Origin of the sequence: Neisseria sp. HMSC056A03 (genome assembly GCF_001815685.1) — a bacterium.
Classification (GTDB): domain Bacteria; phylum Pseudomonadota; class Gammaproteobacteria; order Burkholderiales; family Neisseriaceae; genus Neisseria; species Neisseria subflava.
Genome location: NZ_KV821642.1, coordinates 1 through 22,417, shown reverse-complemented (window position 1 = coordinate 22,417; position 22,417 = coordinate 1). Strand labels below are relative to the sequence as shown.

The 22,417-nt window shown below is 47.7% G+C and carries 26 protein-coding genes, 1 other RNA gene and 2 pseudogenes; 14 read left to right on the top strand and 15 right to left on the bottom strand.

The window, feature by feature from the left end; translation table 11 throughout:
- Positions 1-11: 11 nt before the first annotated feature.
- Positions 12-593 carry a methionine biosynthesis protein MetW gene (metW, locus tag HMPREF3052_RS08885; protein ID WP_049329691.1) on the bottom strand — a complete coding sequence of 194 codons (582 nt, stop codon included), beginning with the start codon at positions 591-593 and terminating at the stop codon, positions 12-14.
- Complete coding sequence (locus tag HMPREF3052_RS08880; RefSeq protein ID WP_004519859.1) at positions 590-1,729, bottom strand: homoserine O-succinyltransferase MetX; 1,140 nt, start codon at positions 1,727-1,729, stop codon at positions 590-592. Before HMPREF3052_RS08880 ends, metW begins: the two co-directional genes overlap by 4 nt.
- Before the next feature lie 116 nt (positions 1,730-1,845).
- Between HMPREF3052_RS08880 and HMPREF3052_RS08875 the strand changes: the two genes are divergently transcribed.
- Positions 1,846-2,046 (top strand): protein MIGRI, encoded by a 201-nt coding sequence (locus tag HMPREF3052_RS08875; RefSeq protein ID WP_003682450.1) that lies wholly within the window; start codon positions 1,846-1,848, stop codon positions 2,044-2,046.
- Between the two features lie 67 nt (positions 2,047-2,113).
- On the opposite strand, the gene nadE is transcribed toward HMPREF3052_RS08875, so the two are convergent.
- Positions 2,114-2,902: an NAD(+) synthase gene (nadE, locus tag HMPREF3052_RS08870; RefSeq protein WP_049351373.1), complete on the bottom strand. Its 789-nt coding sequence runs from the start codon at positions 2,900-2,902 to the stop codon at positions 2,114-2,116.
- A gap of 102 nt (positions 2,903-3,004) precedes the next feature.
- On the opposite strand from nadE, the gene HMPREF3052_RS08865 reads away from it, so the two are divergent.
- From HMPREF3052_RS08865 to efp, 3 genes are read left to right on the top strand one after another with little or no spacing between them, the layout of a single operon-like run.
- Complete coding sequence (locus HMPREF3052_RS08865) at positions 3,005-3,283, top strand: hypothetical protein (protein ID WP_070749563.1); 279 nt, start codon at positions 3,005-3,007, stop codon at positions 3,281-3,283.
- A gap of 31 nt (positions 3,284-3,314) precedes the next feature.
- Positions 3,315-4,472 carry an elongation factor P maturation arginine rhamnosyltransferase EarP gene (gene earP / locus HMPREF3052_RS08860; protein ID WP_070749562.1) on the top strand — a complete coding sequence of 386 codons (1,158 nt, stop codon included), beginning with the start codon at positions 3,315-3,317 and terminating at the stop codon, positions 4,470-4,472.
- A gap of 42 nt (positions 4,473-4,514) precedes the next feature.
- Positions 4,515-5,075, top strand: a complete 561-nt coding sequence (gene efp, locus HMPREF3052_RS08855; protein WP_063068768.1) for an elongation factor P — start codon at positions 4,515-4,517, stop codon at positions 5,073-5,075.
- A gap of 59 nt (positions 5,076-5,134) precedes the next feature.
- On the opposite strand, the gene HMPREF3052_RS08850 is transcribed toward efp, so the two are convergent.
- Positions 5,135-5,734, bottom strand: a complete 600-nt coding sequence (locus tag HMPREF3052_RS08850; protein ID WP_070749561.1) for an MlaC/ttg2D family ABC transporter substrate-binding protein — start codon at positions 5,732-5,734, stop codon at positions 5,135-5,137.
- A gap of 165 nt (positions 5,735-5,899) precedes the next feature.
- On the opposite strand from HMPREF3052_RS08850, the gene HMPREF3052_RS08845 reads away from it, so the two are divergent.
- The 3 genes from HMPREF3052_RS08845 (at position 5,900) to ssrA (ending at position 7,890) form a co-directional block, all read left to right on the top strand.
- Positions 5,900-6,115 (top strand): tautomerase family protein, encoded by a 216-nt coding sequence (locus HMPREF3052_RS08845; RefSeq protein ID WP_070749560.1) that lies wholly within the window; start codon positions 5,900-5,902, stop codon positions 6,113-6,115.
- Positions 6,116-6,199: 84 nt separating this feature from the next.
- Complete coding sequence (locus tag HMPREF3052_RS08840) at positions 6,200-7,414, top strand: pyridoxal phosphate-dependent aminotransferase (protein ID WP_070749559.1); 1,215 nt, start codon at positions 6,200-6,202, stop codon at positions 7,412-7,414.
- Positions 7,415-7,527: 113 nt separating this feature from the next.
- Positions 7,528-7,890, top strand: a transfer-messenger RNA (tmRNA) gene (ssrA, locus tag HMPREF3052_RS08835).
- Positions 7,891-8,053: 163 nt separating this feature from the next.
- On the opposite strand, the gene HMPREF3052_RS08830 is transcribed toward ssrA, so the two are convergent.
- From HMPREF3052_RS08830 to hda, 4 genes are all read right to left on the bottom strand, one after another.
- On the bottom strand, positions 8,054-8,839 hold the full coding sequence (locus tag HMPREF3052_RS08830) for an endonuclease/exonuclease/phosphatase family protein (RefSeq protein ID WP_070749558.1): 786 nt from the start codon (positions 8,837-8,839) through the stop codon (positions 8,054-8,056).
- Between the two features lie 157 nt (positions 8,840-8,996).
- The gene (locus HMPREF3052_RS08825) at positions 8,997-9,278 is read right to left on the bottom strand and encodes a TonB family protein (RefSeq protein ID WP_224783503.1); all 282 of its coding nucleotides are present in this window, start codon (positions 9,276-9,278) and stop codon (positions 8,997-8,999) included.
- Positions 9,279-9,370: 92 nt separating this feature from the next.
- On the bottom strand, positions 9,371-10,039 hold the full coding sequence (locus HMPREF3052_RS08820) for a histidinol-phosphatase (RefSeq protein ID WP_070749557.1): 669 nt from the start codon (positions 10,037-10,039) through the stop codon (positions 9,371-9,373).
- Positions 10,036-10,704 (bottom strand): DnaA regulatory inactivator Hda, encoded by a 669-nt coding sequence (hda, locus tag HMPREF3052_RS08815; protein WP_070749556.1) that lies wholly within the window; start codon positions 10,702-10,704, stop codon positions 10,036-10,038. The genes HMPREF3052_RS08820 and hda overlap by 4 nt, the downstream gene beginning before the upstream one ends.
- A 229-nt stretch (positions 10,705-10,933) precedes the next feature.
- Here hda and HMPREF3052_RS08810 point away from each other — a divergent pair, with 229 nt between their 5' ends.
- Genes HMPREF3052_RS08810 through HMPREF3052_RS08795 form a run of 4 tightly spaced genes read left to right on the top strand, consistent with a single transcriptional unit; the run spans position 10,934 to position 15,203 of the window.
- On the top strand, positions 10,934-11,572 hold the full coding sequence (locus HMPREF3052_RS08810; protein WP_070749555.1) for a DedA family protein: 639 nt from the start codon (positions 10,934-10,936) through the stop codon (positions 11,570-11,572).
- A 46-nt stretch (positions 11,573-11,618) separates the two neighbouring features.
- Positions 11,619-13,055 carry an MBOAT family O-acyltransferase gene (locus HMPREF3052_RS08805; protein ID WP_070749554.1) on the top strand — a complete coding sequence of 479 codons (1,437 nt, stop codon included), beginning with the start codon at positions 11,619-11,621 and terminating at the stop codon, positions 13,053-13,055.
- Positions 13,056-13,065: 10 nt separating this feature from the next.
- Entirely contained in the window at positions 13,066-14,094 is a 1,029-nt protein-coding gene (gene patB / locus HMPREF3052_RS08800) for a peptidoglycan O-acetyltransferase PatB (RefSeq protein WP_070749553.1), read from the top strand.
- Entirely contained in the window at positions 14,091-15,203 is a 1,113-nt protein-coding gene (locus HMPREF3052_RS08795; protein WP_070749552.1) for an SGNH/GDSL hydrolase family protein, read from the top strand. Before patB ends, HMPREF3052_RS08795 begins: the two co-directional genes overlap by 4 nt.
- Before the next feature lie 108 nt (positions 15,204-15,311).
- Here HMPREF3052_RS08795 and HMPREF3052_RS08790 read toward each other — a convergent pair whose 3' ends face one another.
- Entirely contained in the window at positions 15,312-15,902 is a 591-nt protein-coding gene (locus HMPREF3052_RS08790; protein WP_070749551.1) for a LemA family protein, read from the bottom strand.
- 139 nt (positions 15,903-16,041) lie between these two features.
- Positions 16,042-17,130 carry a metallophosphoesterase gene (locus HMPREF3052_RS08785; RefSeq protein ID WP_070749550.1) on the bottom strand — a complete coding sequence of 363 codons (1,089 nt, stop codon included), beginning with the start codon at positions 17,128-17,130 and terminating at the stop codon, positions 16,042-16,044.
- Positions 17,131-17,233: 103 nt separating this feature from the next.
- Between HMPREF3052_RS08785 and HMPREF3052_RS08780 the strand changes: the two genes are divergently transcribed.
- Positions 17,234-18,142, top strand: a complete 909-nt coding sequence (locus HMPREF3052_RS08780; protein ID WP_070749549.1) for a Dyp-type peroxidase — start codon at positions 17,234-17,236, stop codon at positions 18,140-18,142.
- A gap of 149 nt (positions 18,143-18,291) precedes the next feature.
- Here the strand turns inward: HMPREF3052_RS08780 and HMPREF3052_RS08775 are convergent.
- The 3 genes and pseudogenes from HMPREF3052_RS08775 to HMPREF3052_RS11815 form a co-directional block, all read right to left on the bottom strand.
- A pseudogene (locus HMPREF3052_RS08775) lies at positions 18,292-18,678 on the bottom strand (hypothetical protein); the annotation flags it as partial.
- 439 nt (positions 18,679-19,117) lie between these two features.
- A complete protein-coding gene (locus HMPREF3052_RS08770) occupies positions 19,118-19,966 on the bottom strand; it encodes a hypothetical protein (protein WP_070749547.1) in 849 nt (282 codons plus the stop codon).
- A 55-nt stretch (positions 19,967-20,021) separates the two neighbouring features.
- On the bottom strand, positions 20,022-21,155 hold the full coding sequence (locus HMPREF3052_RS11815; RefSeq protein WP_070749546.1) for a helix-turn-helix domain-containing protein: 1,134 nt from the start codon (positions 21,153-21,155) through the stop codon (positions 20,022-20,024).
- Between the two features lie 109 nt (positions 21,156-21,264).
- Here HMPREF3052_RS11815 and HMPREF3052_RS08760 point away from each other — a divergent pair, with 109 nt between their 5' ends.
- Positions 21,265-21,450 (top strand): Cro/CI family transcriptional regulator, encoded by a 186-nt coding sequence (locus HMPREF3052_RS08760; protein ID WP_070749545.1) that lies wholly within the window; start codon positions 21,265-21,267, stop codon positions 21,448-21,450.
- Between the two features lie 38 nt (positions 21,451-21,488).
- Complete coding sequence (locus HMPREF3052_RS11655) at positions 21,489-21,644, top strand: hypothetical protein (RefSeq protein ID WP_141756629.1); 156 nt, start codon at positions 21,489-21,491, stop codon at positions 21,642-21,644.
- Here HMPREF3052_RS11655 and HMPREF3052_RS08755 read toward each other — a convergent pair.
- Positions 21,621-21,809, bottom strand: coding sequence for a hypothetical protein (locus HMPREF3052_RS08755; protein WP_070749544.1), 189 nt, complete (start codon positions 21,807-21,809; stop codon positions 21,621-21,623). The genes HMPREF3052_RS11655 and HMPREF3052_RS08755 overlap by 24 nt on opposite strands.
- 265 nt (positions 21,810-22,074) lie before the next feature.
- Positions 22,075-22,417: pseudogene (locus tag HMPREF3052_RS08750) on the bottom strand (hypothetical protein); the annotation flags it as partial.

Sequence of the window (22,417 nt, the reverse complement as noted above, 5' to 3'; positions counted from 1 at the left end):
TATGACCGCAATCAACCTACGCGATAAAACGCCAGACTGCCTAATAAATTCGGCAAATGTTTGACCTGTCGGTTGCCCGTCATAACCGCACGTTCCAGCACGCGAATTTTATTTTTGGCACACAATAAATCGAAGTCTTTAAGGGTACACCAATGGATATTGGGCGTGTCATACCAATGATACGGCATCCGTTCAGAAACCGGCATATGGCCGCCGATGGCGATTTGAAAGCGGTTGCGCCAGTAGCCGAAGTTAGGGAAGCTGACGATGGCCTGCTTGGCCACGCGCATCAGGCAGCGCAGGATTTTTTCCGTGTTCTGCATCGCCTGAATGGTTTGGCTCAAGACAATCACATCAAAACTTTGATCGCCAAAAGCCACCAAACCTTCTTCCAAATCGGCTTGAATGACGTTCACGCCGCGGGATATGGCGGCAATCACGCTGTCGGTATCGATTTCAACGCCGTAGCCGGTGCAATTTTTATGTTCCACCAACGCGGCCAACAGTTCTCCGTCGCCGCAGCCTAAATCAAGTACGCGGCTGCCTTCGGGTATCCAATCGTAAATGAGTTGCAAATCGTCGCGCAGATTCATTTTTGGCAGTCCTTATAAACGTTGTTCATGTAAGCGGCAACCGCGCGGATATAGGCTTCGTCTTCCATCAAAAAGGCATCGTGGCCGTGATTGGATTTGACTTCAATGTATTGCACGGATTTTTGCGCGGCGATTAAAGCCTTGACCAATTCATGCGAACGTTGCGGCGAGAAGCGCCAGTCAGTGCTGAAGCTGGCGACAAAGAATTTAGCCTGCACATTCTCCACGGCGCGCGTGAGGTTGTGGCCGTAATCGGCGGCCGGGTCGAAGTAGTCGAGTGCCTTGGTCATCAGCAGATAAGTATTGGCATCAAAACGTCCGACAAACTTGTCGCCTTGATAGCGCAGATAAGATTCCACTTCAAATTCAACGCCGTAGCCATATTGATAGCCGTCTGATTTTAAATCGCGGCCGAATTTTTTACCTAAGCCGTCTTCGGCAAGATAGGTGATGTGCCCCATCATGCGCGCGATACGCAAACCGCGTGAAGGAACGGTATGATGGCTGCGGTAATTGCCTTCATGGAAATCGGGATCGGTCAAAATAGCTTGACGGGCAACATCGTTAAACGCGATGTTTTGAGTGGAAAGTTTAGGCGCAGAAGCAATAACGAGCGCATGAGCAACGCGTTCAGGCAAAGAAATCGTCCATTGCAATGCCTGCATACCGCCCAAGCTGCCGCCGACAATGGCCGCCCATTTTTGAATGCCGAGATAATCGGCAAGCATGGATTGGGACTTTACCCAGTCTTTAACGGTTACGACTGGGAAATCCGCACCATATTCGTGGCCGGTTTCAGGGTTTTCGGACAAAGGGCCGGTACTGCCGTCGCAGCCACCCAAGTTGTTCAAACCGACAACGAAAAAGCGTTCGGTATCGATGGGTTTGCCAGGGCCGACCATATTGTCCCACCAGCCGGCGTATTTATCCTCCGCACTGTGCTTGCCGGCAACGTGATGATTGCCTGACAGGGCGTGGCATATCAGGACGGCATTGCTTTTGTCGGCATTGAGTGTGCCGTAGGTTTCAATCATCAGGTCGAAACGGGGTAAGGTTTTGCCGTTTTCCAGAGCAAGCGGTGTGTCAAACGGGATTTTCTGGGGCGTTACAATGCCCACTGAGGCATTTGTTGTCATTTGTAATTTCCAAGTGAGGCGGCAAAAGGGGTATTATAACGTTTCGTTTTTGTTTTGTGCATGAGGCTTCAGACGGCCTGCCCTGATTAAAGGCAATATTTTTGGGAGAATGTGGAATGATAGGCAGGCTTTTGCGATTTTTTTTCTTTTGCGCCATAGCGGCATTGATTGTGAACCGTTTGTTCAGCCGCAAACAAAAGCGCACCATTCGGGAAATCGCCAAAATCAGTGCGTGGGTATTGCTGGGTGCGGCGGCCGCTACGCTGTTTTGGTATCTGATGATGCTGTTTTTCAAGCATATTCCCAATTCTTATTGAAATAAAATATAAAAGGCCGTCTGAAACCTTAATCCAGCGTTTTCAGACGGCCTTTTGATGTTCAAACTTAAAACAGCTCTTCCGGAATCTTGCAAACCGGAATCGGATTGACTTTGTGCTGCATGGCTTTGTGCAATCGGGTATAGATTGCCAAAACTTCGCGCTGTCTGCCCTCAAAATCTTCAGGCTTGTGGCTGTCGTACACGCTCATCGCCCATTCGAGTTCAGGATATGATGCGCCCATTTGCTCTTCATCGGTACGCTCGGTATCCCAAAGTCCGTCCGTCGGTACGGCTTTTTGAATATCCTCCGACACGTCCAGCTCGGCTGCCAACGCGTACACTTGAGTTTTGGTCAAATCGGCAATCGGGCTGATGTCCACGCCGCCATCGCCGTACTTGGTAAAGAAACCGACGCCAAAATCTTCAATTTTATTGCCCGTTCCCGCCACCAGCAAACCATGCAACTGACCGTAATAATAAAGCGTCGTCATGCGCAGGCGGCTGCGTGCATTGGCAAGTGCCAGCTGTTTGTTGGGAAATTCGGTTTCGCTGACATCAACGGTATCGGCAAACGTATCGAAAGTTTGAGTCAAATCGACGCTTTGCGCTTTCACATTGAGATAACGCTGTTTCAGACGGCCCATGTGCTCTTGCGCGCGGTTGACTTGGTCGGATTTCTGACGAATCGGCATTTCCAACAACAAAACCGACAAACCGGTTTGCGCGGCAAGTGTGGAAACCACGGCAGAATCGATGCCGCCGGATACGCCGACGACAAAACCTTTGGCACGCGCCTGCTCGGCGTAATCTTTGAGCCATTGAACAATATGGCGGATGATGGCTTGGGTTTGCATAGGGATAAATGTTCGCTTCAAATAAAACGAATGATAGCCTGATTTGCACTTGTCTGAAAGACGACAAGGTATAATGCCCTTTTTATTTCTTGCACACACACCATGTCTAAACCCATCCTTCTGCGCTGGCTCATTGTCTGCCTGATTCCGCTCGCCACTCTTTTGTGGTTTGCCCTCAACCCGCCCGAAGATAAAACGCAACACCTCATCAACGGCATCATCCTTGCCTGCGAAGCCACGTTCCTATTCAAATTTGTCCTCTTTGACGTCATCAAACACCACCTCAAACAAGAGCTCGAATTGAAACGGCAAAGCATATGGATGTTTATCCCGATTGTTTTGCTGATTGTTTATTTATTCCACTATTTCGGCGCATTCTGATGTTTTCAGACGGCCTTGGGTATATTTTTCCATGAACACCACCCCACCTTATACCTGCTGGATTTTCTGCAACGTCATCGACAACTTCGGCGACATCGGCGTTTCATGGCGGCTGGCGCGTGTTTTGCAACGCGAACTCGGCTGGCAAGTGCATTTATGGACAGACGACTTCCCCTCCCTTCAGGCACTCTACCCTGACTTGACCTCGATTCCCAATATCTATCAAGGCATCGGCATTCACGCTTGGCAAGCCGACTATGCCGAAAATACCGATACAGCCCCTACCCCCGACATCGTCATCGAAACCTTCGCCTGCGAGCTGCCCGACAACGTTCAAACCATCATCCGCCGACACCAACCGCTTTGGCTCAACTGGGAATACCTCAGTGCGGAAGACAGCAACGAGAGGCTGCACTTAATGCCTTCGCCCCAAGCCGGCGGCATACAGAAATACTTTTGGTTTATGGGTTTCAGCGAAAAAAGCGGCGGCCTGCTGCGCGAACGCGATTACGCCGAATCTGCCCACTTTGATACGGAAGCCTTACGCCGACAACTCAAACTTCCCGCAAAAAATGCGCCCGAATGGCTGCTTTTCGGCTATCAAAGCGATATTTGGGCAAAATGGCTGACCATGTGGCAACAAGCCGACCAACCCATCACCCTGCTGCTTGCAGGTACACAAATCATCGCCAGCCTGAAAAACAGCGGCCTAGTGCCGCCAAACGCCCTGCTTGAAGACGGCGATGTGTATCAGAGCGAACACGTTACCCTGATCAAAATCCCTTTCGTTGCCCAACAGGATTTCGATAAACTGCTCAACCTTGCCGACGGCGCCGTCATACGCGGCGAAGACAGCTTTGTCCGTGCCCAGCTCGTCGGAAAACCTTTCTTTTGGCACATCTATCCGCAAGAAGAAAATATCCATCTCGACAAGCTGCACGCGTTTTGGGACAAAGCGCATCAGGTTTATCCGGATGTTGTCGCCACGGCACACCGCTGCCTTTCCGACGAACTCAACAACGGAGAAGCACTCAGCGACAGCCAGCGCCTGCATGCATGGCAAACCCTGACGGCACACCAAAACGAATGGCGGCAAAGTGCGGCAAAATGGCGGGACGGACTTTTTGCACAAAAAAGTGCTGTTGAAAAACTTGCCGCCTTTATTTCAAAGCACAAAAAAATACGCTAAAATAGCGCGTTTTATTACAACCGATTTGATTGGAAAACTACAATGAAAACAGCACAAGAACTGCGCGCCGGCAACGTATTCATGGTCGGCAACGACCCTATGGTTGTTCAAAAAACCGAATACATCAAAGGCGGTCGCTCTTCCGCCAAAGTCAGCATGAAACTGAAAAACCTGCTGACCGGTGCCGCTTCTGAAACCATTTACAAAGCCGACGACAAATTCGACGTCGTAATCTTGTCCCGCAAAAACTGTACTTACAGCTACTTTGCCGACCCAATGTACGTCTTCATGGACGAAGAATTCAACCAATACGAAATCGAAGCCGACAACATCGGCGACGCGTTGAAATTCATCGTTGACGGCATGGAAGACGTATGCGAAGTCACTTTCTACGAAGGCAACCCAATCTCCGTAGAATTGCCTACCATCATCGTTCGCGAAGTTGAATACACCGAGCCTGCCGTTAAAGGCGATACCTCCGGTAAAGTGATGAAAACCGCACGTCTGGTCGGCGGCACTGAAATCCAAGTGATGTCTTACATCGAAAACGGCGACAAAGTCGAAATCGATACCCGTACCGGCGAATTCCGCAAACGTGCTTAATCAGCCCGTAACACAAAAAGGCCGTCTGAATATTCAGACGGCCTTTTTCTTAATCTGCCTTATTGTTTCTTCAAGCCCTTGGCTTCGACAGTCGCAATCGTACCGTCAATACCTTTGCTCTTAATCAGCTCGCCAAATTGGTTCCGGTATACTGTTACCAAGCTGGTACCGTCCACGCGAATGTTGTAAATCTTATACGCACCGCCGCTTTGGTAAAGCTGGTAGGCCACTTCATACTTGGTGCCTTTTTTGGTCTGAATTTCCGAGAAAACATCAAACTTATTGCCGTTTGCCGTCATCTTCGGTAACAGGCGCACATTCGCATCCGCCGCACCAATCAGTGCAGAATGCGAGTACATCGCAATCACCATGTCTTTAAATGCACGGATAAAATCAGCTTTCTGTTTGGCAGAAAATTCACGCCATGGCGCGCCAACCGCCAAAGCGGAAATACGTTCATAGTCCAAGTAACGGTTGGCATACTGCTCAACCTGTTTCACACGTTGCGCTTCTGTCAAAGACGTATTGCGTGCAATTTTCAACACGGCATCAATGTTCTGCTGCATCTGCTTTTGCGCCGGATGCGTTTCCGCCGCCCCATAAGGCGCGGCAATTACCATCGGTGCGGCCACAATCAAAGTCTGAAGAAAACGGTTCATGACGATATCCATCCAAAATAAAACCGCATTGTAAAAACAATCTATTCCAAAAAACTTAATTCTTTGTAAAAGCAGTCATGAGCAATGAAAAATCCTGCAATTAAATTTCAGACGGCCTGATAAAAATAAGATAACATATGAACGCTATTTTAAAAGGAAACAGCCATGCCTTACGTCAACATCAAAGTAACCAGCGGCAGCGAAGCCCCGAGTGCAGAGCAAAAAGCCGAATTAATCCGCGGGGTAACCGAATTACTCTCACGCGTTCTCAACAAAAACCCTGAGACAACCGTCGTCGTCATTGATGAAATCGATATGGACAACTGGGGCATAGGCGGCAAAAGCGTGACGGTTCGCCGTGCCGAAGCGCTCAATAAATAAACTTTGGCCGTCTGAAACCCTTTTAATTTACCCGCAAAAAGAGTACATTTACCCCATTGTTAACAATTTTACGGAACACACATCATGGAGAAATTTCCCAAATCGTCCAAGCTGGACCACGTTTGCTACGACATCCGCGGCCCGGTTCATAAAAAAGCCCTGCAACTGGAAGAAGAAGGCAACAAAATCCTCAAGCTCAATATCGGCAACCCTGCCCCGTTCGGCTTTGAAGCGCCTGATGAAATTTTGGTTGACGTGATCCGCAACCTGCCAACCGCGCAGGGCTATTGCGACTCCAAAGGCCTTTATTCTGCACGCAAAGCCATCGTTCATTACTATCAAACCAAAGGCTTGCTCGACGTTACCGTCAACGACGTTTACATCGGCAACGGCGTATCCGAACTGATTACCATGTCCATGCAGGCATTGCTCAACGATGGCGATGAAATCCTGATTCCTGCGCCTGACTATCCACTGTGGACCGCAGCCGCGACACTGGCCGGCGGCAATGTGCGTCATTATTTGTGCGACGAAGAAAACGACTGGTTCCCGAATCTGGCTGATATAGAAGCCAAAATTACGCCGAAAACCAAAGCCATCGTCGTCATCAATCCCAACAACCCTACCGGCGCGGTGTACAGCAAAGAAATCCTGCTGGAAATCGCCGAATTAGCGCGTAAACACGGCCTGATTATTTTTGCCGACGAAATTTACGACAAAATTCTTTATGATGGTGCCGTACACCATCACATTGCCGCCCTCGCCCCCGACTTGCTGACCATTACGTTTAACGGCCTCTCCAAAGCCTACCGCGTGGCCGGTTTCCGCCAAGGCTGGATGGTGCTCAACGGTCCGAAACATCATGCCAAAGGCTATATCGAAGGCCTCGACATGCTCTCTTCCATGCGTCTTTGTGCCAATACGCCGATGCAACACGCCATTCAGACGGCCTTGGGCGGCTATCAAAGCATCAACGAATTTATCCTGCCAGGCGGCCGCCTGTTGGAACAACGCAATAAAGCATGGGAACTGATCAACCAAATCCCCGGTGTTTCCTGCGTCAAACCAATGGGCGCGATGTATATGTTCCCAAAAATCGATACCGAAATGTACGGCATTCATGACGACATGAAATTCATCTACGATTTGCTCGTGCGTGAAAAAGTCTTGTTCGTCCAAGGTACAGGCTTCAACTGGATACGCCCCGACCACTTCCGTATCGTTACCCTGCCGCCCGTTCATCAAATCGAAGAAGCCATGGACAAACTCAAACGCTTCTTGCAAAACTACCATCAATAAACCTAAGCCAAACAGGCCGTCTGAAAAAGCAAACTGCTGTTCAGACGGCCTTTTCAATCAATCGGCAACTTGGCAAAGCACGCAGACATGCGTATAATCGACTTTTCCTATCTGGGGGCGATCTTGGTTTCGACGGGGGTTGCAAAGCAGATGCGGGCATACCGGGGTCTCAGATTTCCCGTAAAACACTGAATTTAAATAGTCGCAAACGACGAAACTTACGCACTGGCCGCTTAAGGCCTGCCGTTGCAGCAGTTGGTCAATGGGCTGTGTAGCGCAAGCTACCGCAACGTCATTCTACATTGACTGGTTTTCTGTCGGGTTACTTGGCAGGAAACGAGATTTAAGGTAACTGGTTCTCTGAAGGCCTGTTGGTCGGCATGATGAGGACGAGATTCTAAATAGACACAACTAAGTATGTAGAACGCTCTGTAGAGGACTTTCGGACGGGGGTTCGATTCCCCCCGCCTCCACCAGATTTAAAGCGCAAACTTTTGACATAAAAAGGTTTGCGCTTTTTTATAAACTTAAACAGGCCGTCTGAAACTTTTCAGACGGCCTGTTTTTGTCTCAAATATCCAAGTGAAAAAACTTTTTCTTTCGATACATTGCCAATAGTGCTTTAAAAAAATTTCAACCTTACATTTTTCTATCTGATTTCATATTCATTTTACGATGCGGCCTAACCGTTACACTCAACGGCAGATGATCTGACAAATGCTGCCAGTCTTTACTGTTGTGGATTTCAGAATCAATGACATCAAGGTTGCGCGTGTAAATGCGGTCGAGGCTGAGGATGGGCAGGCGCGAAGGGAAGGTTTTGGGGCGTTTGCCTGTATTATCGACGAATACTTCGTTCAAATCTAATGCCCTACCCAGCTCATGGGCTGATTTCTGCCGCCAGTCATTAAAATCGCCGGCAATAATCAACGGGCTTTCCGGACGAATATATCGGCCAACGTAGTCGCTGATGGCTCGGTATTGTCTGAGGCGGTCCGGCTCGCGCAAGTTGAGGTGGACACACAAACACACCAGCGGATCTTCCCAGCCTTCAGGTACGACTTCGCAATGCAACAGGCCGCGTTGTTCGAGTTTGTTGACGCTAATGTTGAGGTTGTTTTCCGTTTTCAGCGGCAGGCGGCTGAGAATGGCGTTACCGTGGTGTCGTTTGGGATAGACGGCATTTTTGCCGTAGCTGCGATGATAATCGAGGCTGTCGCCGATGATGTCGTAATGCGGCGCATCGGGAAAGTCGGTACGACGGCTTCTGTTGAGATGCTGTCCTTGGACTTCTTGTAAAAACAAAACGTCCGAACTCAATGCACCCAGCGCATCAGCCATGCGATTGACCTGCACTTTGCGGTTGAGCGCAGACATGCCTTTGTGCATATTGTAGGAAGTAATGGTAACTGGACGGGGAGACATGATGTGTGATGAAGCGGTTTATTTGTTTCAGTATAGCACCGGAGCGTGTGGTTTTACGACAATTTTGGTTATACTTGTTTAAATAATAAAACGGCGTTTTGACAGGGAATTTCCCAATCAAAACGCCTTCTGTTTTTCAGATGGCCTTGCGTCCGAATTAGTTGTTGATTACTTCAACGTTAGTTTCAAAAGTAACGGTGTGTTGATATTTAGATGCAGTTTTGCGTTTCGGATAAGGATATTTGGAAACGCTTTTCACTGCGCGTTCGTCCATTTCAGGATTACCGCTGGATTGAATGATATTCACGCGGTCAACATTGCCGGCAGGAGTTGTGAAAACATCCATCAAAACGGTTTTAACGCTGCCGTTTTGCGCTTTCATGGCTTCCAGGGTTTCGGTATCAGCTGCTTGTGCGGTACCGAATACAGCGGCAAACAACAGGGCTTAGGCGAGGAGTTTAGTCGTTTTCATGTTTTAGTCCTTATTAGGGTTGTGGTTAGGTTAAATATTTCAGACGGCCTGATTCATCGTTATTTGAAATTCAAAATCGGCCAACCTTTTGCTTTGGCTTCTTTTTCCAGCTCGGCATCCGGATTGACGGCGACAGGTTCGTCCACGATACGCAGCAACGGTAAATCGTTTTTGGAGTCGCTGTAAAAATAAACCTTACCGTAGCTTTCAAAGGTCTCGCCACGCTCAGCAAGCCATTGGTTCAATCGGGTAATTTTGCCTTCTTTCAGGCTGGGCGTACCGATATAGTTGCCCGTATATCGGCCGTCTTCACCGGTTTCAAGCTGTGTGCCGATAATGTTGTGAATACCGAAAAGATGGCAGATAGGGGTAATGATGAATTCGTTGGTCGAAGAAATAACCAACATTTCGTCGCCTGCCATTTGATGGCTTTGCACCAACATACACTGCATCGGAGAAATATGCGGAACAATATATTCGGCCATAAACTCACGATGAAACTCAGCCAACTCTTCCTTGCTGAAACGGGCTAAAGGCGCGAGATGGAATTTGAGGAAGGCATCGATATCAAGACAACCGTTTTGATAGTCTTGGTAGAACTTTTCATTTTGCGCCTCAGTTTCAGCCGCATCCACTATGCCTTTTTTAATCAGGTATTGCGGCCAGGAGTGATCCGAATCGGTATTGATTAAGGTATTGTCGAGGTCGAAAATGGCAAGGTTTTTCATTGTGTTTCCTGTTGTTTTAAAAGCTGGCGCAAAAGCGGCAAAGTAATGCGTTTGCCCATCATAACGGCGTAATTATCGAGGGTATCAAGCATTTGCATCAGGCTGTCCATATCGCGCCGCCAATGATTCAGCAGGTATTCGAATATTTCCGGATCGATGGTTACCTGACGGGCGGCCGCCATGCTGACAAGCGCATCGATTTTTTCCCGGTCGGTCAACGGTTTGACTTCGTAAACCAAGCAATACGCCATGCGTGTGCGCAAGTCTTCGCGAATAACAAGCTGCTGCGGCGTATATTCGGAACTCAAAAGCAAAAAGCCTTTGCCGCTGTTGCGGAAGCGGTTGGAGATGGCAAACAGTAAAGCCTGCTCTTCATTATTAAGCTTTTCGATTTGGTCAATGGCGAGATACTCCGCATCCAACGCGGCTTCTGTCAGCGGCGTGGCGGCGGCATCAATATAGAGGGCATTTCGTCCGGCATCAAGCGCCTGTGCAACCCACGCCCGCAAGAGATGACTTTTGCCTGCGCCCTCTTCGCCCCAAACATAGATAAATTGCCCATGTTTGTGCTGCAACACATACACCAGCTCGGCATTTTCTGTTCCCAGAAATTTGTCGAAGCCGGGATAATCATGGCTGGCAAAATCGAAGATGAGCTGGTTCACAAAGGCGCACCGGTTAGGTTGAAATCGGCTTTATTTTACGTTGTTTTGCCGTCCACCATCAAGGATAAAGTCCGTCTGCAGCCTATACCTGCAACATATCTGCACTTCTAAACATATCTTGACGCGCTTACGGCATTGGTTTTATTCCGCTTTGGTTTTACAATGTCGAACTTCTCGCCGAAACATTTGTCTGTTCTTTTTCAGACGGCCTTTTTATTTGGGAACCCTAGTGATTTCTACCCTTATTGATTTCATCCTCCATATCGACCAACACCTTGTCCACCTTTCCGCCCAATACGGCCCGTGGATTTACGCGATTTTGTTTGTTGTGATTTTCTGCGAAACCGGTTTGGTCGTAACGCCATTTTTACCCGGCGACTCGCTGCTGTTTGCTGCCGGCGGTATTGCTGCCATCGGCGACATGAACATCCACGTCATGGTATTGCTGCTCTTGGCTGCCGCCATTTTAGGCGATGCGGCCAACTTCATGATTGGCAAGTATTTCGGACAAAAACTGTTTGCCAATCCGGATTCCAAAATTTTCCGACGTTCGTATTTGGAAAAAACCCATGCTTTTTATGAAAAACATGGCGGCAAAACCATCATCATTGCCCGCTTTGTGCCGATTGTGCGGACGTTTGCGCCATTTGTCGCAGGCATGGGCGATATGCACTACGGCACGTTTATCCGTTACAACATTATCGGCGCAGTGTTGTGGGTATTGTCGTTTTCCTATGCAGGCTACTTCTTCGCCAACATCCCCGTCGTCAAAAACAATCTGGGCTTAGTCATGGCGGCAATCATCGTGATTTCGATTTTACCCGCGGTAGTCGAAGTCATCCGTGCCAAACTTAACGCCAAAAAATAACAATCAATCGAAAAGTTTGAAAGTTTAAACACATCAAGGAATTGCCATGCCGTTGCTGTCTATTGAGTTTGCGGTATTCTTTATCGCATTTTTGCCGCTGTACTGGGCATTTGTACGTTTGCCGCAAGTTCAAAACGTTTTACTTTTGGTTGCCGGACTGGGCTGGCTTTACCGTATCGACCCTATCTTTGCCGCGCTGATTTTGGTTTACTCGTCTGTGGTTTACCTGGTCAGCGTGCTGATGTTTTCTGAAAACGAGAATATCCGCAAATTTTGGCTGGGTTTCGGTATTTCGGCGGCATTGACTGTTTTGTGTTTCTTCAAATACTTCGACTTTTTCCGCCTGATTATTCAACAATATACAGGGCAAAGCGCCGTCATCGACATCCTTTTGCCTTTAGGCTTGTCTTATTACACTTTCCAATCGCTGGCTTACTTGGTGTATTGCTACCGCGAGCCTAAGGGAGACCGTTTTGAATGGCACGAGCTCCTACTGCATCTGAGCTTCTTCCCCACCATCACATCCGGCCCGATTATCCGTGCGGCCGCTTTTAAAAGCATAGACGGCGAACAAGCGGGCGCATTGGCGCAAATCCGCACCAAACAGGCACGCCAGCTGATTTATCCGGCTTTGGCGGTCGGCCTGATTGTATTGGGCATTGCCAAAAAGTGGTGGCTTGCCGGCGTATTGGCAGAAGATTGGGTATCGCCTGTTTTTGAAAATCCGGCACAGTTCGACGGCTGGGGCGTGTTGTCTGCGATTTATGGCTACACCTTCCAACTCTTTTTCGACTTTTCCGGCTACTCGGATTTGGTCATCGGCTTAGCCATGCTGCTCGGCTTCCAGCTGCCGAAAAACTTTGCCGCGCCGCTTCGCGCCATCAACATCCGCGACTTCTGGGACAGATGGCACATCAGCCTGTCCAGTTGGATTCGCGACTATATCTATATCCCTTTGGGCGGCAGCAAAAAAGGCTTCGGACGCACCCAGCTCAATCTGATGATTGCCATGTTACTTTCCGGCATTTGGCATGGCTACGGCTGGAGCTTTTTGATTTGGGGCGCGCTGCACGGTTCGGCTTTGGTGTTCCTTAACTGCGGCGATAAAATCGTCGGCCGCAATGCCTTAGGCCGTCTGAAAATCGGCAAACCGCTTGCCTGGCTGTTTACCTTCCATTTCGTTTGTTTCGCTTTTGTTGTGTTCAACAGCGCAACGCTTGCCGATACGGAAATGCTGTTCAGTGCATTATTTGCCAATGACAAAGGTTGGAACACGCCTCTGCCGACCGACCTCATGTTGCTGGGTACATTTGCGATGATGCTTTTGCTGTACCCGTATTTACTTCGCTTATTTGAAGCATCGGTAAAAGGCTTGGACAAACTGCCTGCATGGCTGTGGTTTATCCCCATCACGCTTATCCTCACCCTGATTATCATCTTCGCCCCGTCCGGCATTCCCGGCTTTATTTACGCCAACTTCTAAGGAGCAGAACATGAAACGCTTTATCTCCCTGTTTGTTTCGATTCTGCTCAGTGCGGTTGCGCTGACGTGGTTTTCCCAAAACTCCATCAATGCTTATTGGCAGCAGACCTATCATGAGAACAGTCCGCTTGAGCCTTTATCCGAATACGCTTGGTGGAGGATTGGTGCGGATTGGCAACAAAAAGCCTACGAATTTTCAGACGGCCTGAAAGCTTCACTGGAAACAGAAGACGCTTTGGCTTCGGAAGACTCTAGTATTGAAACAATAAGGCCGTCTGAAAATACGGAAAACATTAAAGTATCGGACAATCAAAAAGGCTCTGCTGCTTCCGATGCGGCTAACAATACGGATACCGCCGCCAGCGAGCCAGGCAATCAAGCTGAACAGTCGGCAACGCAGGTCGTGTTGAAAAAAGGCAACAAAGTCTTCTTTGCCGGCGACTCGCTGATGCAGGGCGTTGCACCTTTCGTACAAAAACACCTCAAGCAAGAATATGGCGTACAATCGGTCAACCTCAGCAAACAAAGCACCGGTTTGTCCTACCCCAATTTCTTCGACTGGCCGAAAACCATCGAACAAACTTTGCAAAAAGAACCCGACATCCGCGTTTTGGTTGTATTCTTAGGCCCTAACGACCCTTGGGATTTCCCGATGGGTAAAAAATACCTGAAGTTCGCCTCCCCCGAATGGGAAGCGGAATACCTCAACCGCGTCCGCCGTATTCTTAATGCAGCCTCCACACATGATGTCCAAGTCATTTGGCTGGGCATTCCTTACATGAAAAAAGCCAAGCTCAACGAACAGATGCGCTACCTCGACAAAATCCTGTCGGGTACAGTATCGCCTCAAGCCATTTGGCTGCCGACCGACAAACTGTTGAGCAATGGAGCAGAAGAATATGCCGACTCTGTCAAAGTAGATGGAAAAATCATCCGTTACCGCAGCAAGGACGGCATTCACTTTTCTGCAGAAGGCCAAAAACTACTGGCCGGAAAAATTATGGAAAAAATTAATTTTACACACGATACACAACCATGAAATTTAATAAAACCTTACTCCTCACACTTCTCGCACTCCCTATTACCGCCTGCGCAACCAATGACGGCCTGTTAAGCAACTACGGCTCCAACCGCCCTGCCTGGCTGAATAAACTGCAACAGCTCAACAATACTTCAGACGGCAAGTTCCGCATTATCCAAGTCGGCGACTCACACACCGCCGGCGACTATTTCACCGACCGCCTGCGTCGCCGTTTGCAACAACAATGGGGCAACGGCGGCATCGGTTGGGTTTATCCTAATACCGTCAAAGGCCAGCGCATGGCAACCGTTCGTTACAACGGCAGCGGTTGGAACACCATCAGCAGCCGCAAATCACACAGCGATTTTTCTTTCGGCGGGATTGAAGCACGCGCCGATGGCGGCAGCGTTACCTTAAGCGCAGCCGATGGCAGCATGGATATGCAACAAATCTCCATTTTCGGCAAACCGGTTTGGTCCGAGCAAACCCTGACCGTCAACGGACGCGAAATCCCTGCTACACAAAACGGTTGGCAACTGCTGCGTACTAATACCTCCCTACCAATGACCCTCAGCAGCAGCATGCCTTGGCAAATCGGTTTCATTAATATCGAACGCCCCGGACGCGGCGTAACCGTTTCCGCCATGGGCATCAACGGCGCGCAGTTATCCCAATGGTCAAAATGGCGGCCGGGCATGTGGGAAGATTTGGCACAAACCAAAGCCGATTTAATCATCCTTGCCTACGGTACCAATGAAGCCTTTTCCGGCAATCTCGATATTTCCTCTACCGAGCAGACATGGCGCAATTACATCCGTCAAATCAAAAACACCCTGCCCAACGCAGGTATCCTGATCCTCGGCGCTCCGGAATCTTTGAAAACCACCTACGGCAGCTGCGGCAACCGCCCTGTCTTGCTCAGCGAAATACAACAAATGCAGCAACGTGTTGCCCGTGATGAAAAAATCATGTTCTGGTCTTGGCAGGATGCAATGGGCGGAGCATGCAGCATGAAAAACTGGATGGCTCAAGGCTTGGCAGCCAAAGACGGCGTTCACTTCTCTGCACAAGGTTATGAAACTGCAGCCGATAAGCTTGCCGACAGCCTGATCCGCTTTGCCCAATAAATTGGCAAAAACCTAAGTATTTTTCATTAACAGCACACAAAAGGCCGTCTGAAATTAATATTTCAGACGGCCTTTTGTTTATCGCTTATTCAGCAAACTGCTTAATTTTTAAGCCAACATATTGCTGCTCATTCGTTGCGTTTGGTTTTCCGTAAAACGAACCAATCTTGCCTGCTTATCAAAGCCTAATGGCTTGGCAACAAGGCGGTTGGGCAATTTGTTCAAATGATGGTTGTAGCTTCCGGCTCTGCGGTTGTAAGTGCGGCGTGCCGATGTGACTTCCGCTTCTGCAGCATCCAGCATTTCCATCAAACCGGCCAATTTCTCATCAGGATACTGTTTCAAAAGGCCGTTGACGGCAATTTGCAATTTTTTCAGCGCATAATTCAATGCTGTTTCGGCTTCGCACAGATGTTTGATTTTAGATTCGGAAAAGGTTTTGGCAGTTTGCGCCAATGCGGTTTCGACTTCAGCACACATCTGCTGAACGTTTGGATCCGATGCAATGCCCTGCTCTTGCAGATGTTTGCTGTATGCATCCAATACATGACGGACGGCCTGATGTCGGCAGTCGAGCGCAATGCGCAAAGAAACAAAGGATTCGCGACAGTCTTTTTTGCGGTCTTTCAACTGTTGTTTGAAATACAATAAGACGGCGGCGATTGATACGAAGATAAGTGTAAGACTAATAATGCCCATAGTGAGTTCCCTAGTTATGATGCCACTCATATCGGTGGCTGATTTTTTACATTGATTATAATCCAATTCCAATATTTTTTCCAGTTTTTATAAAAAAGGCCGTCTGAAATTCAGACGGCCTGAAGTTTATATTTCTATTTCAATGCCTTGACTTGATGTCGATAACCCACACTTCTGATTGCGAACCCAAACGAAGGGGAATGCCCCAGAAGCCGTAGCCCGAAGTGGTGAAGAAATGGCCGTTGCTGATCGCCTCATAACCGTAAGCAAGACGATAAAGCGTACGGACAATAAGGTTGGCAGGTGCAACTTGGCCGTTGTGAACATGGCCGGAAACTTGCACATCAATCGGCAGCCGGGCATGGGCTTCGATTGAAGTAGGACGGTGGTCCATCAATAAAACCGGTAATTGGGTATTTTGACCTTCCAAAAGCTGTTCCGCACTGGGACGCTTGCGATCCAAATCATCGCTCCGCCCTACCAGCAACACGCCATTCACTTCCAAAACCTGATTGGCCAAAACCGTCAAACCTGCCGCTTGCAATTCATGCTTGATACGCTTCTGATCGTGGAACCAGTCATGATTGCCTAAAGTGGCATAAACGCCCATCGGCGCAGTCAGCTTCTGCAAATGCGGTTTCATGTTTTCTTTAAGGTAAGCATCGACGGTATCGTCCATCAAATCGCCCGGCAGCAACACCATATCGACTTGTTCCCGCTTCATAATGTCCGTCAGCTTGTCCAATTGACGCGCGCCAAACAAAATCCCCAAGTGCAAATCGCTGGCCACGCCGATACGCAGCGGCTTATCCATTTTCTTATTGATGAATACGGTTTGATGGCGGACAACGGGCGTATAGGCGTTATACATCCCAAAACCGAGCAAACCGGCCACAAACAAAGGCGCAAACAGCCGCAGGCTTCGTGACAGCGGTTGGCGCGCCATAAAACGGCGCAGCAAAAGATATAGGATAAATGTCGCCAGCGCGGCATACATCACAAACAGCAAGATTACCATCCAAAACGCCACCATGCGGAACATTATATGTCCCAACTCCAGCAGCAAGCCGACCAACAAGCCGTTTGTAATGAAATAGGAAATACCCATCAGCCAACGTCTGCCGACTTTGCCAATCCAAGGCGCAAACAGCCATTGCAGCGAACGTCCGAGCCCGAATGTAAACACTTGCAACAGAATGACGCTCACAAAAAACATCTTGCCAAACATGCCTTTCCGCCCTAAAAAATCAAAAGGTAGATTTTAGGCCGTCTGAAACTTTCAGTGTATAATCCCACGCGTAAAAACCCATAATATTTTGAAAGGAATCATCATGATCCATCCCCAATCAGCCATTATTCCTGATCACGCACAAGCCGGTATTTTTATCGAAGCAGACATTTCAGACGGCCGCAATGAAGACATCAAATCTGCCTGCCGTCTTTCTTTGGAGGCACTGGCCAAATTAAAAACCCGTTTTCCGAATGATATTTTGGGTTTGACCATTGCCTTCGGCAGCCGCGCATGGCAATCGTTCGGCCATACTGACGAAGGCAGCGAAATCAAACCTTTCCCTGAATTGGGCAACGGCCTCGCCCCTTCCACCCAACACGACCTCTATATCCACATTCAAGCCACCGAGCAAAAAGCCGCCTATGCCTTGGCTCAATCTGTTTTCAGCGCATTCGGCGACAGCATTCGCGTAGCCACTGAAGAACACGGCCTGCGCCTATATGAAGACCGCGGCTTGGACGGTTTTGTCGATGGTACGGAAAATCCGCAGGGCGATGACAATGTACGCAATGTTGCCATCATTCCCGAAGGCAAGCCCGATGCCGGCGGCAGCTATGTTTTGCTGCAAAAATACCTGCACGATTTGAAAAAATGGGATGCCGTTCCTACTGCCGAACAAGAAGCCAGCGTAGGCCGCAGCAAAGAAACCAATGACGAATTCAGCAAAGACGTGCGCCTGCCCGACTCCCATCTCGGCCGCGTCAATGTCAAAGAAAACGGCGTTGGCTTAAAAATTGTCCGTCGCAGCCTGCCCTTCGGCAAAATCAGCGGCGAACATGGTTTGATGTTCACTTCCTATTGCAACACGCTGCACAATATTGAAGTTCAGCTGCTCAATATGTTCGGCGATGCAGACGGCAAAACCGACTTGCTGCTGAAATATTTGTCTAAAGCCGTATCAGGTGCTTACTACTACGCACCTTCTGTCGAGCGTTTGCAAAACCTTTAACGGCTCACAGGCCGTCTGAAAAAAAAACCTGCCTTTTCAAAGGCAGGTTTTGTTATTTAAATTCCCTTAATATTTTTTATGGTATCATCATAGAAATTTATCCTATCATTTCTTAATAAACCCTGATTACAGACAACGATAAAAACCGATAAGGGGGTATATACTGTTAAATCTTCTGTTCTTATAACGGCTGTTGATTCCTCACTCCCCGAATGTTGCAACATCAAATCATCAAAAGCGTCTAAATTCAGCTTGTAGTAAATGCGGTGTTCAATTCGTTTTTCAGTCTCGGTCAAGACACCGCGTTCTTTCAGTTTATTCCGTGCCGTTCTTTGCTCTTGAACGGATAGCCCAGTTTCAATTTCAATTTCTTCCGCTGTCCGGTAAATGCCTAATTCATGCCGTGTCTTATCGTGCCAGTAGAAGAAATGACTGAATAAGATTGACGCGTTCACGCCGCCTAAAGGCTTTGCCAATTCCGGGTAATACGCGATTGGTTTACCTGCCACTCTCAACATTTCAGACGGTTTCATCATCAACCCCTTGACTACACGGCGGACGAATTGATTTACCGCTCACGCAATACCTGAAGGGCGGTTACTACGCTTTCAAATTTTTAAAGAACCGTTGAAACTGTGTTTTGCTTCGATGGGTGTAGTATAATCTTTTTATACTTAAAGTCAAATATATTTAGTCTTTAAAGTGCTTAATTTTTATACTTTATTGTTTTTAAATGAAATTAATTTTATACAGGCGTAAAAACCGCCCATATAGGCGGTAAATGTGAAGTAAATAACGGTATAACCCCTGCCAATAGACAAAATAAAACCGCCCATATGTGTTGTTTTCAGGTTTGAAGGGGCGTGAAAAAAGCCCGCACATGGCGGGCTGAAAAAGGATAAATCTATGAAGACAGGTGTATATTATACCTGAATAATTGGATAAAAGAATTGAGAAAAATCACTTCGTAAATCCTTATAATTCAATGCTTTCAATGAATCCTTTTTCATAAACGCCATTTTTCATGACGGCATTAATGTGCATTTCTTTGAATTGTCCGGATTGGGCGGCTTCCCATATTTTATTTACATCTTCGGCAAACATGTCTGTCGTGTCTATCTTGGCGATGTATTCCGTGCCGGATTTGTCCAACAGGGTTAATTTAAGCAGTTCGGGATAGGTGTTATCGATGATGGCAATCCTGAATTGGCCGTGCAAAATGGTGCTGGTGCGATCCGATTTGTTGCGCTTGTTTGCTTCCTGAATATCTGCTTGCGTGTAAACGTTTCCGGCAAGCTGGATTTGGTCGGCGGTTGAAGCGTTTTTTAAGACGGAATCTTTCAGTGTTTCGGTATTTCGGTTAATTGATTCCGCAACATCTTTCACGGAATCAAACCCTTTGGAAGCTACTGATTCGATGGCCTTCATCATCTCCGCCTTGGAAGATATTTCGGCCTCTGCTTCTTTTCTTTTTTGCAGTGATTCATAGGATTTATGCCCAAAATAGCAGGCGAAAATAAATCCGATTAGTATTGCTTGATACTCTGCCGGCATGGTTTTAAACGCTTCTTCTACGAGGGTTATCGCCTTATCAGACAAATCCGTGATGATTTCTGTACAACCCTCTTCAACTTTAAAAACTATCTCATACTTCTCTAGCTCGGCGTTTGTCAGGCGTTTTATATTCTCTTCGCCATGCAAGGCAAGGGCGGCTGTTCTGTAAAAGCCGCGTTGCATTTCGCACAAGCTGTCAGCAAAAGAGGCTGGAAAGCCTCCATGATATTCTTTCCCTTTGATTTTAACCCATATCATGTTTTTCATCATAGTTTCTCCGTAAGACGCACGAAAGGCCGCCTGTTTTCAGACGGCCTCACTCATATCATCTTTGTTTTGATTGGCGGATATTGTAATCAGGGTCAAGCCGGCTTAATAAGATATCCGTTGGTATCAGCCTACGCTTAACCTCTACGACTACTCCGGCAATAAACGCGCCATCAGGCAGCGGAACGCCTGATCCGCCATCGTAGATAAAGGTATGCGTCCCATCAATCGCAATGGACAACCTGCCCACCATGCCGCGCTGGTAGCCTGTATTGTCGATACAAATAAGCACCAAGTCTTTATCTCTTGGCGGGATATTCGGCTCCACTATCAGAATGTCACCACGTTTTATCCCTGCAAACTCTACATCATCAGCCATGCGGACGCCAACGGTATTCCCCGAGTGTGGAATAAATGTTGCTGCTCTGTCCCCATTACCCTGAATTTGCGTCCTGTCCTTATCAGGGTTGGAGAGATGGCGAACAGCTATATCAATATCCAAAAGCGGCATTGATTTTAAAAAGTGCTTGTCTGCATCGCCTAATTCTTCAGGATTGGGTTCTATTGGTAAGCCTTGATTCAGGGTGTAACTGGTATTTGTCTGATTGCCATTAATAAGGTCTCTTCCTGCACTTTGCTGATATGGCAAAGGATATCCCGTTACCCTGTGTATCTCCATCATTTGCTCAAACGATGGCTTTGAACGTCCGTTTTCCATTGCTGACACATTTGCTTTCGTTCTTCCAAGATGTTCCGCTAATTTTTCTTGGGTCATTTCAGGTCCCGCATATTCACGAGCAGCCAAAACCCATTCGGATAAGTTTATTTGTTCTTTATTTTGATTTAGGGTGTAGCTGGTGTTGTTGTGTACGCCTCCAATATTATTGTGAAGTGCGCCATTTATAACACCATCCGATATTATTAGTGAGTTTGACATCTCGTTAATTTCTTTTTCCAGTCTCCAGCTAAAGCTGCCGACAGGAACGCCTAATACTTTTGCAAATTCACTTGCAATAGACGCATTTAATGCGTTAGTCCCGTTTAAGTAGTGGTTTATCGCCGCTTGTGTAACCCCTATCAAGCCAGCAATTTTTGCTTGTGATAAACCCAGCTCCTTTTTTCTATCATTGAAAAGTTGCTTTAGAAGCTTGCACTCTTCTTTCTCAATATCTGAAATTTCGCGCTTTTTCATAAAAAAACCTCTTTTAAATAATATTACTGGAAGTTTTATATAAAACATAATTACCGCCCGTATTGCATTTAAAATTATGGGCGGTTATAATTAAGTATAGGAGGTATTTATGACGAGAACCACATTGCAGGAATATGTAAGTGAAAATGGGCAAGTTAAAGCGGCGGAGTTGCTTGGTGTTACTCAGTCTGCAATATGCAAGGCTCTGAAATATAGACGAGAAATTTATATTGAAGAGAAAGACGGGAAGGTAACTTCTTATGAGGTTAAGAAGTTCCCTTCTGACAGAACTTGAAGCGGAAGTCATCCGCAATTTACCAGAAAGGAAAGAAAATGAAGAAGCAAGATAAAAACCGCCTGTCAAAGAAAGACAGACGGCTGATTAAGAAAGCGATGCTGAAAGCCGCCGCCAAAGGCTGCGATGAGGTTTACAGAATCGCGGAGGGATTGAAAGACGGCTTTGAATTACTTAGAAAGCAGCTCGATTAAATGGCCGTCATCGGTATTTAGCCCCGATTCTTCGAGTTTTTTATGAAGTGTTTGGATGAATACCGCCAATTCTTCGGCTTGTCCTTTGGCTGTATTGCCGCTTAAGCGGATAGAACCGCTGCGGATAAGCTCTTTGGTGAGTAGGAAGGATAAGTTGGACGACATTTTTTTACTCCGTCGGTTGTTGTGTGGAAACTCGATTGTAACGGAGTGATGACAAATCGGAAAGACGGTTGACTGCCCGGACAGACGGGCGACCGATAAAGGAAAGCCCCACGCGGTAACGTGGGGCAGGGTTGAGGCACGAGGCCTGCAACAAAAGGAGTAAACATGATAGACCAAAAACAGACACAGTGCAAGCAAATGATTTATTGCGCCAAAGTGTATGAAGCCCGATTGAAAGTCTTGGCTTATATGCAAGCAGAAGACATCATAAAAGCGCAGGAAGCGTTGAATAAGTGGGCTGAAATTGTGAAACCGCCGCCATGCCGTGCAAGATTTGCTGATACGCTGTATCAGGCGGTGCTGGCAAGCGGCCTGTATTGTCCAATACGCGCTTAATTGTTGCGCCGTCTATCACTTCAAGGGCGAATAAGTCGCCGCCCAGTGTTTTACGCGGATAGATACATGGCGCGTCAATGACAAACAAATCTTCCAGCAAGATGCGCAGCCAGTCCGCCCATGTATGCTCTTTGTCAGGCGACTGAAAGAACGCAATAGCTTCGTCAATCTTTCTGTCTTTGCGCTGCGATTCGTTGTTTGCCGTTGATTCG

What these genes read in the sequence shown, in the direction of transcription:
- HMPREF3052_RS08845 (WP_070749560.1), top strand. Translation starts at nt 5,900, where the DNA reads ATGCCTTACGTCAACATCAAAGTAACCAGCGGCAGCGAAGCCCCGAGT.
- HMPREF3052_RS11815 (WP_070749546.1), bottom strand. Translation starts at nt 21,155, where the DNA reads ATGAAAAAGCGCGAAATTTCAGATATTGAGAAAGAAGAGTGCAAGCTT.
- HMPREF3052_RS08880 (WP_004519859.1), bottom strand. Translation starts at nt 1,729, where the DNA reads ATGACAACAAATGCCTCAGTGGGCATTGTAACGCCCCAGAAAATCCCG.
- HMPREF3052_RS08785 (WP_070749550.1), bottom strand. Translation starts at nt 17,130, where the DNA reads ATGTTTGGCAAGATGTTTTTTGTGAGCGTCATTCTGTTGCAAGTGTTT.
- HMPREF3052_RS08790 (WP_070749551.1), bottom strand. Translation starts at nt 15,902, where the DNA reads ATGGGCATTATTAGTCTTACACTTATCTTCGTATCAATCGCCGCCGTC.
- HMPREF3052_RS08820 (WP_070749557.1), bottom strand. Translation starts at nt 10,039, where the DNA reads ATGAAAAACCTTGCCATTTTCGACCTCGACAATACCTTAATCAATACC.
- HMPREF3052_RS08755 (WP_070749544.1), bottom strand. Translation starts at nt 21,809, where the DNA reads ATGTCGTCCAACTTATCCTTCCTACTCACCAAAGAGCTTATCCGCAGC.
- efp (WP_063068768.1), top strand. Translation starts at nt 4,515, where the DNA reads ATGAAAACAGCACAAGAACTGCGCGCCGGCAACGTATTCATGGTCGGC.
- earP (WP_070749562.1), top strand. Translation starts at nt 3,315, where the DNA reads ATGAACACCACCCCACCTTATACCTGCTGGATTTTCTGCAACGTCATC.
- HMPREF3052_RS08795 (WP_070749552.1), top strand. Translation starts at nt 14,091, where the DNA reads ATGAAATTTAATAAAACCTTACTCCTCACACTTCTCGCACTCCCTATT.
- HMPREF3052_RS08865 (WP_070749563.1), top strand. Translation starts at nt 3,005, where the DNA reads ATGTCTAAACCCATCCTTCTGCGCTGGCTCATTGTCTGCCTGATTCCG.
- HMPREF3052_RS08805 (WP_070749554.1), top strand. Translation starts at nt 11,619, where the DNA reads ATGCCGTTGCTGTCTATTGAGTTTGCGGTATTCTTTATCGCATTTTTG.
- HMPREF3052_RS08840 (WP_070749559.1), top strand. Translation starts at nt 6,200, where the DNA reads ATGGAGAAATTTCCCAAATCGTCCAAGCTGGACCACGTTTGCTACGAC.
- metW (WP_049329691.1), bottom strand. Translation starts at nt 593, where the DNA reads ATGAATCTGCGCGACGATTTGCAACTCATTTACGATTGGATACCCGAA.
- HMPREF3052_RS08770 (WP_070749547.1), bottom strand. Translation starts at nt 19,966, where the DNA reads ATGATGAAAAACATGATATGGGTTAAAATCAAAGGGAAAGAATATCAT.
- HMPREF3052_RS08760 (WP_070749545.1), top strand. Translation starts at nt 21,265, where the DNA reads ATGACGAGAACCACATTGCAGGAATATGTAAGTGAAAATGGGCAAGTT.
- nadE (WP_049351373.1), bottom strand. Translation starts at nt 2,902, where the DNA reads ATGCAAACCCAAGCCATCATCCGCCATATTGTTCAATGGCTCAAAGAT.
- HMPREF3052_RS08830 (WP_070749558.1), bottom strand. Translation starts at nt 8,839, where the DNA reads ATGTCTCCCCGTCCAGTTACCATTACTTCCTACAATATGCACAAAGGC.
- HMPREF3052_RS08780 (WP_070749549.1), top strand. Translation starts at nt 17,234, where the DNA reads ATGATCCATCCCCAATCAGCCATTATTCCTGATCACGCACAAGCCGGT.
- patB (WP_070749553.1), top strand. Translation starts at nt 13,066, where the DNA reads ATGAAACGCTTTATCTCCCTGTTTGTTTCGATTCTGCTCAGTGCGGTT.
- HMPREF3052_RS08875 (WP_003682450.1), top strand. Translation starts at nt 1,846, where the DNA reads ATGATAGGCAGGCTTTTGCGATTTTTTTTCTTTTGCGCCATAGCGGCA.
- HMPREF3052_RS08850 (WP_070749561.1), bottom strand. Translation starts at nt 5,734, where the DNA reads ATGAACCGTTTTCTTCAGACTTTGATTGTGGCCGCACCGATGGTAATT.
- HMPREF3052_RS11655 (WP_141756629.1), top strand. Translation starts at nt 21,489, where the DNA reads ATGAAGAAGCAAGATAAAAACCGCCTGTCAAAGAAAGACAGACGGCTG.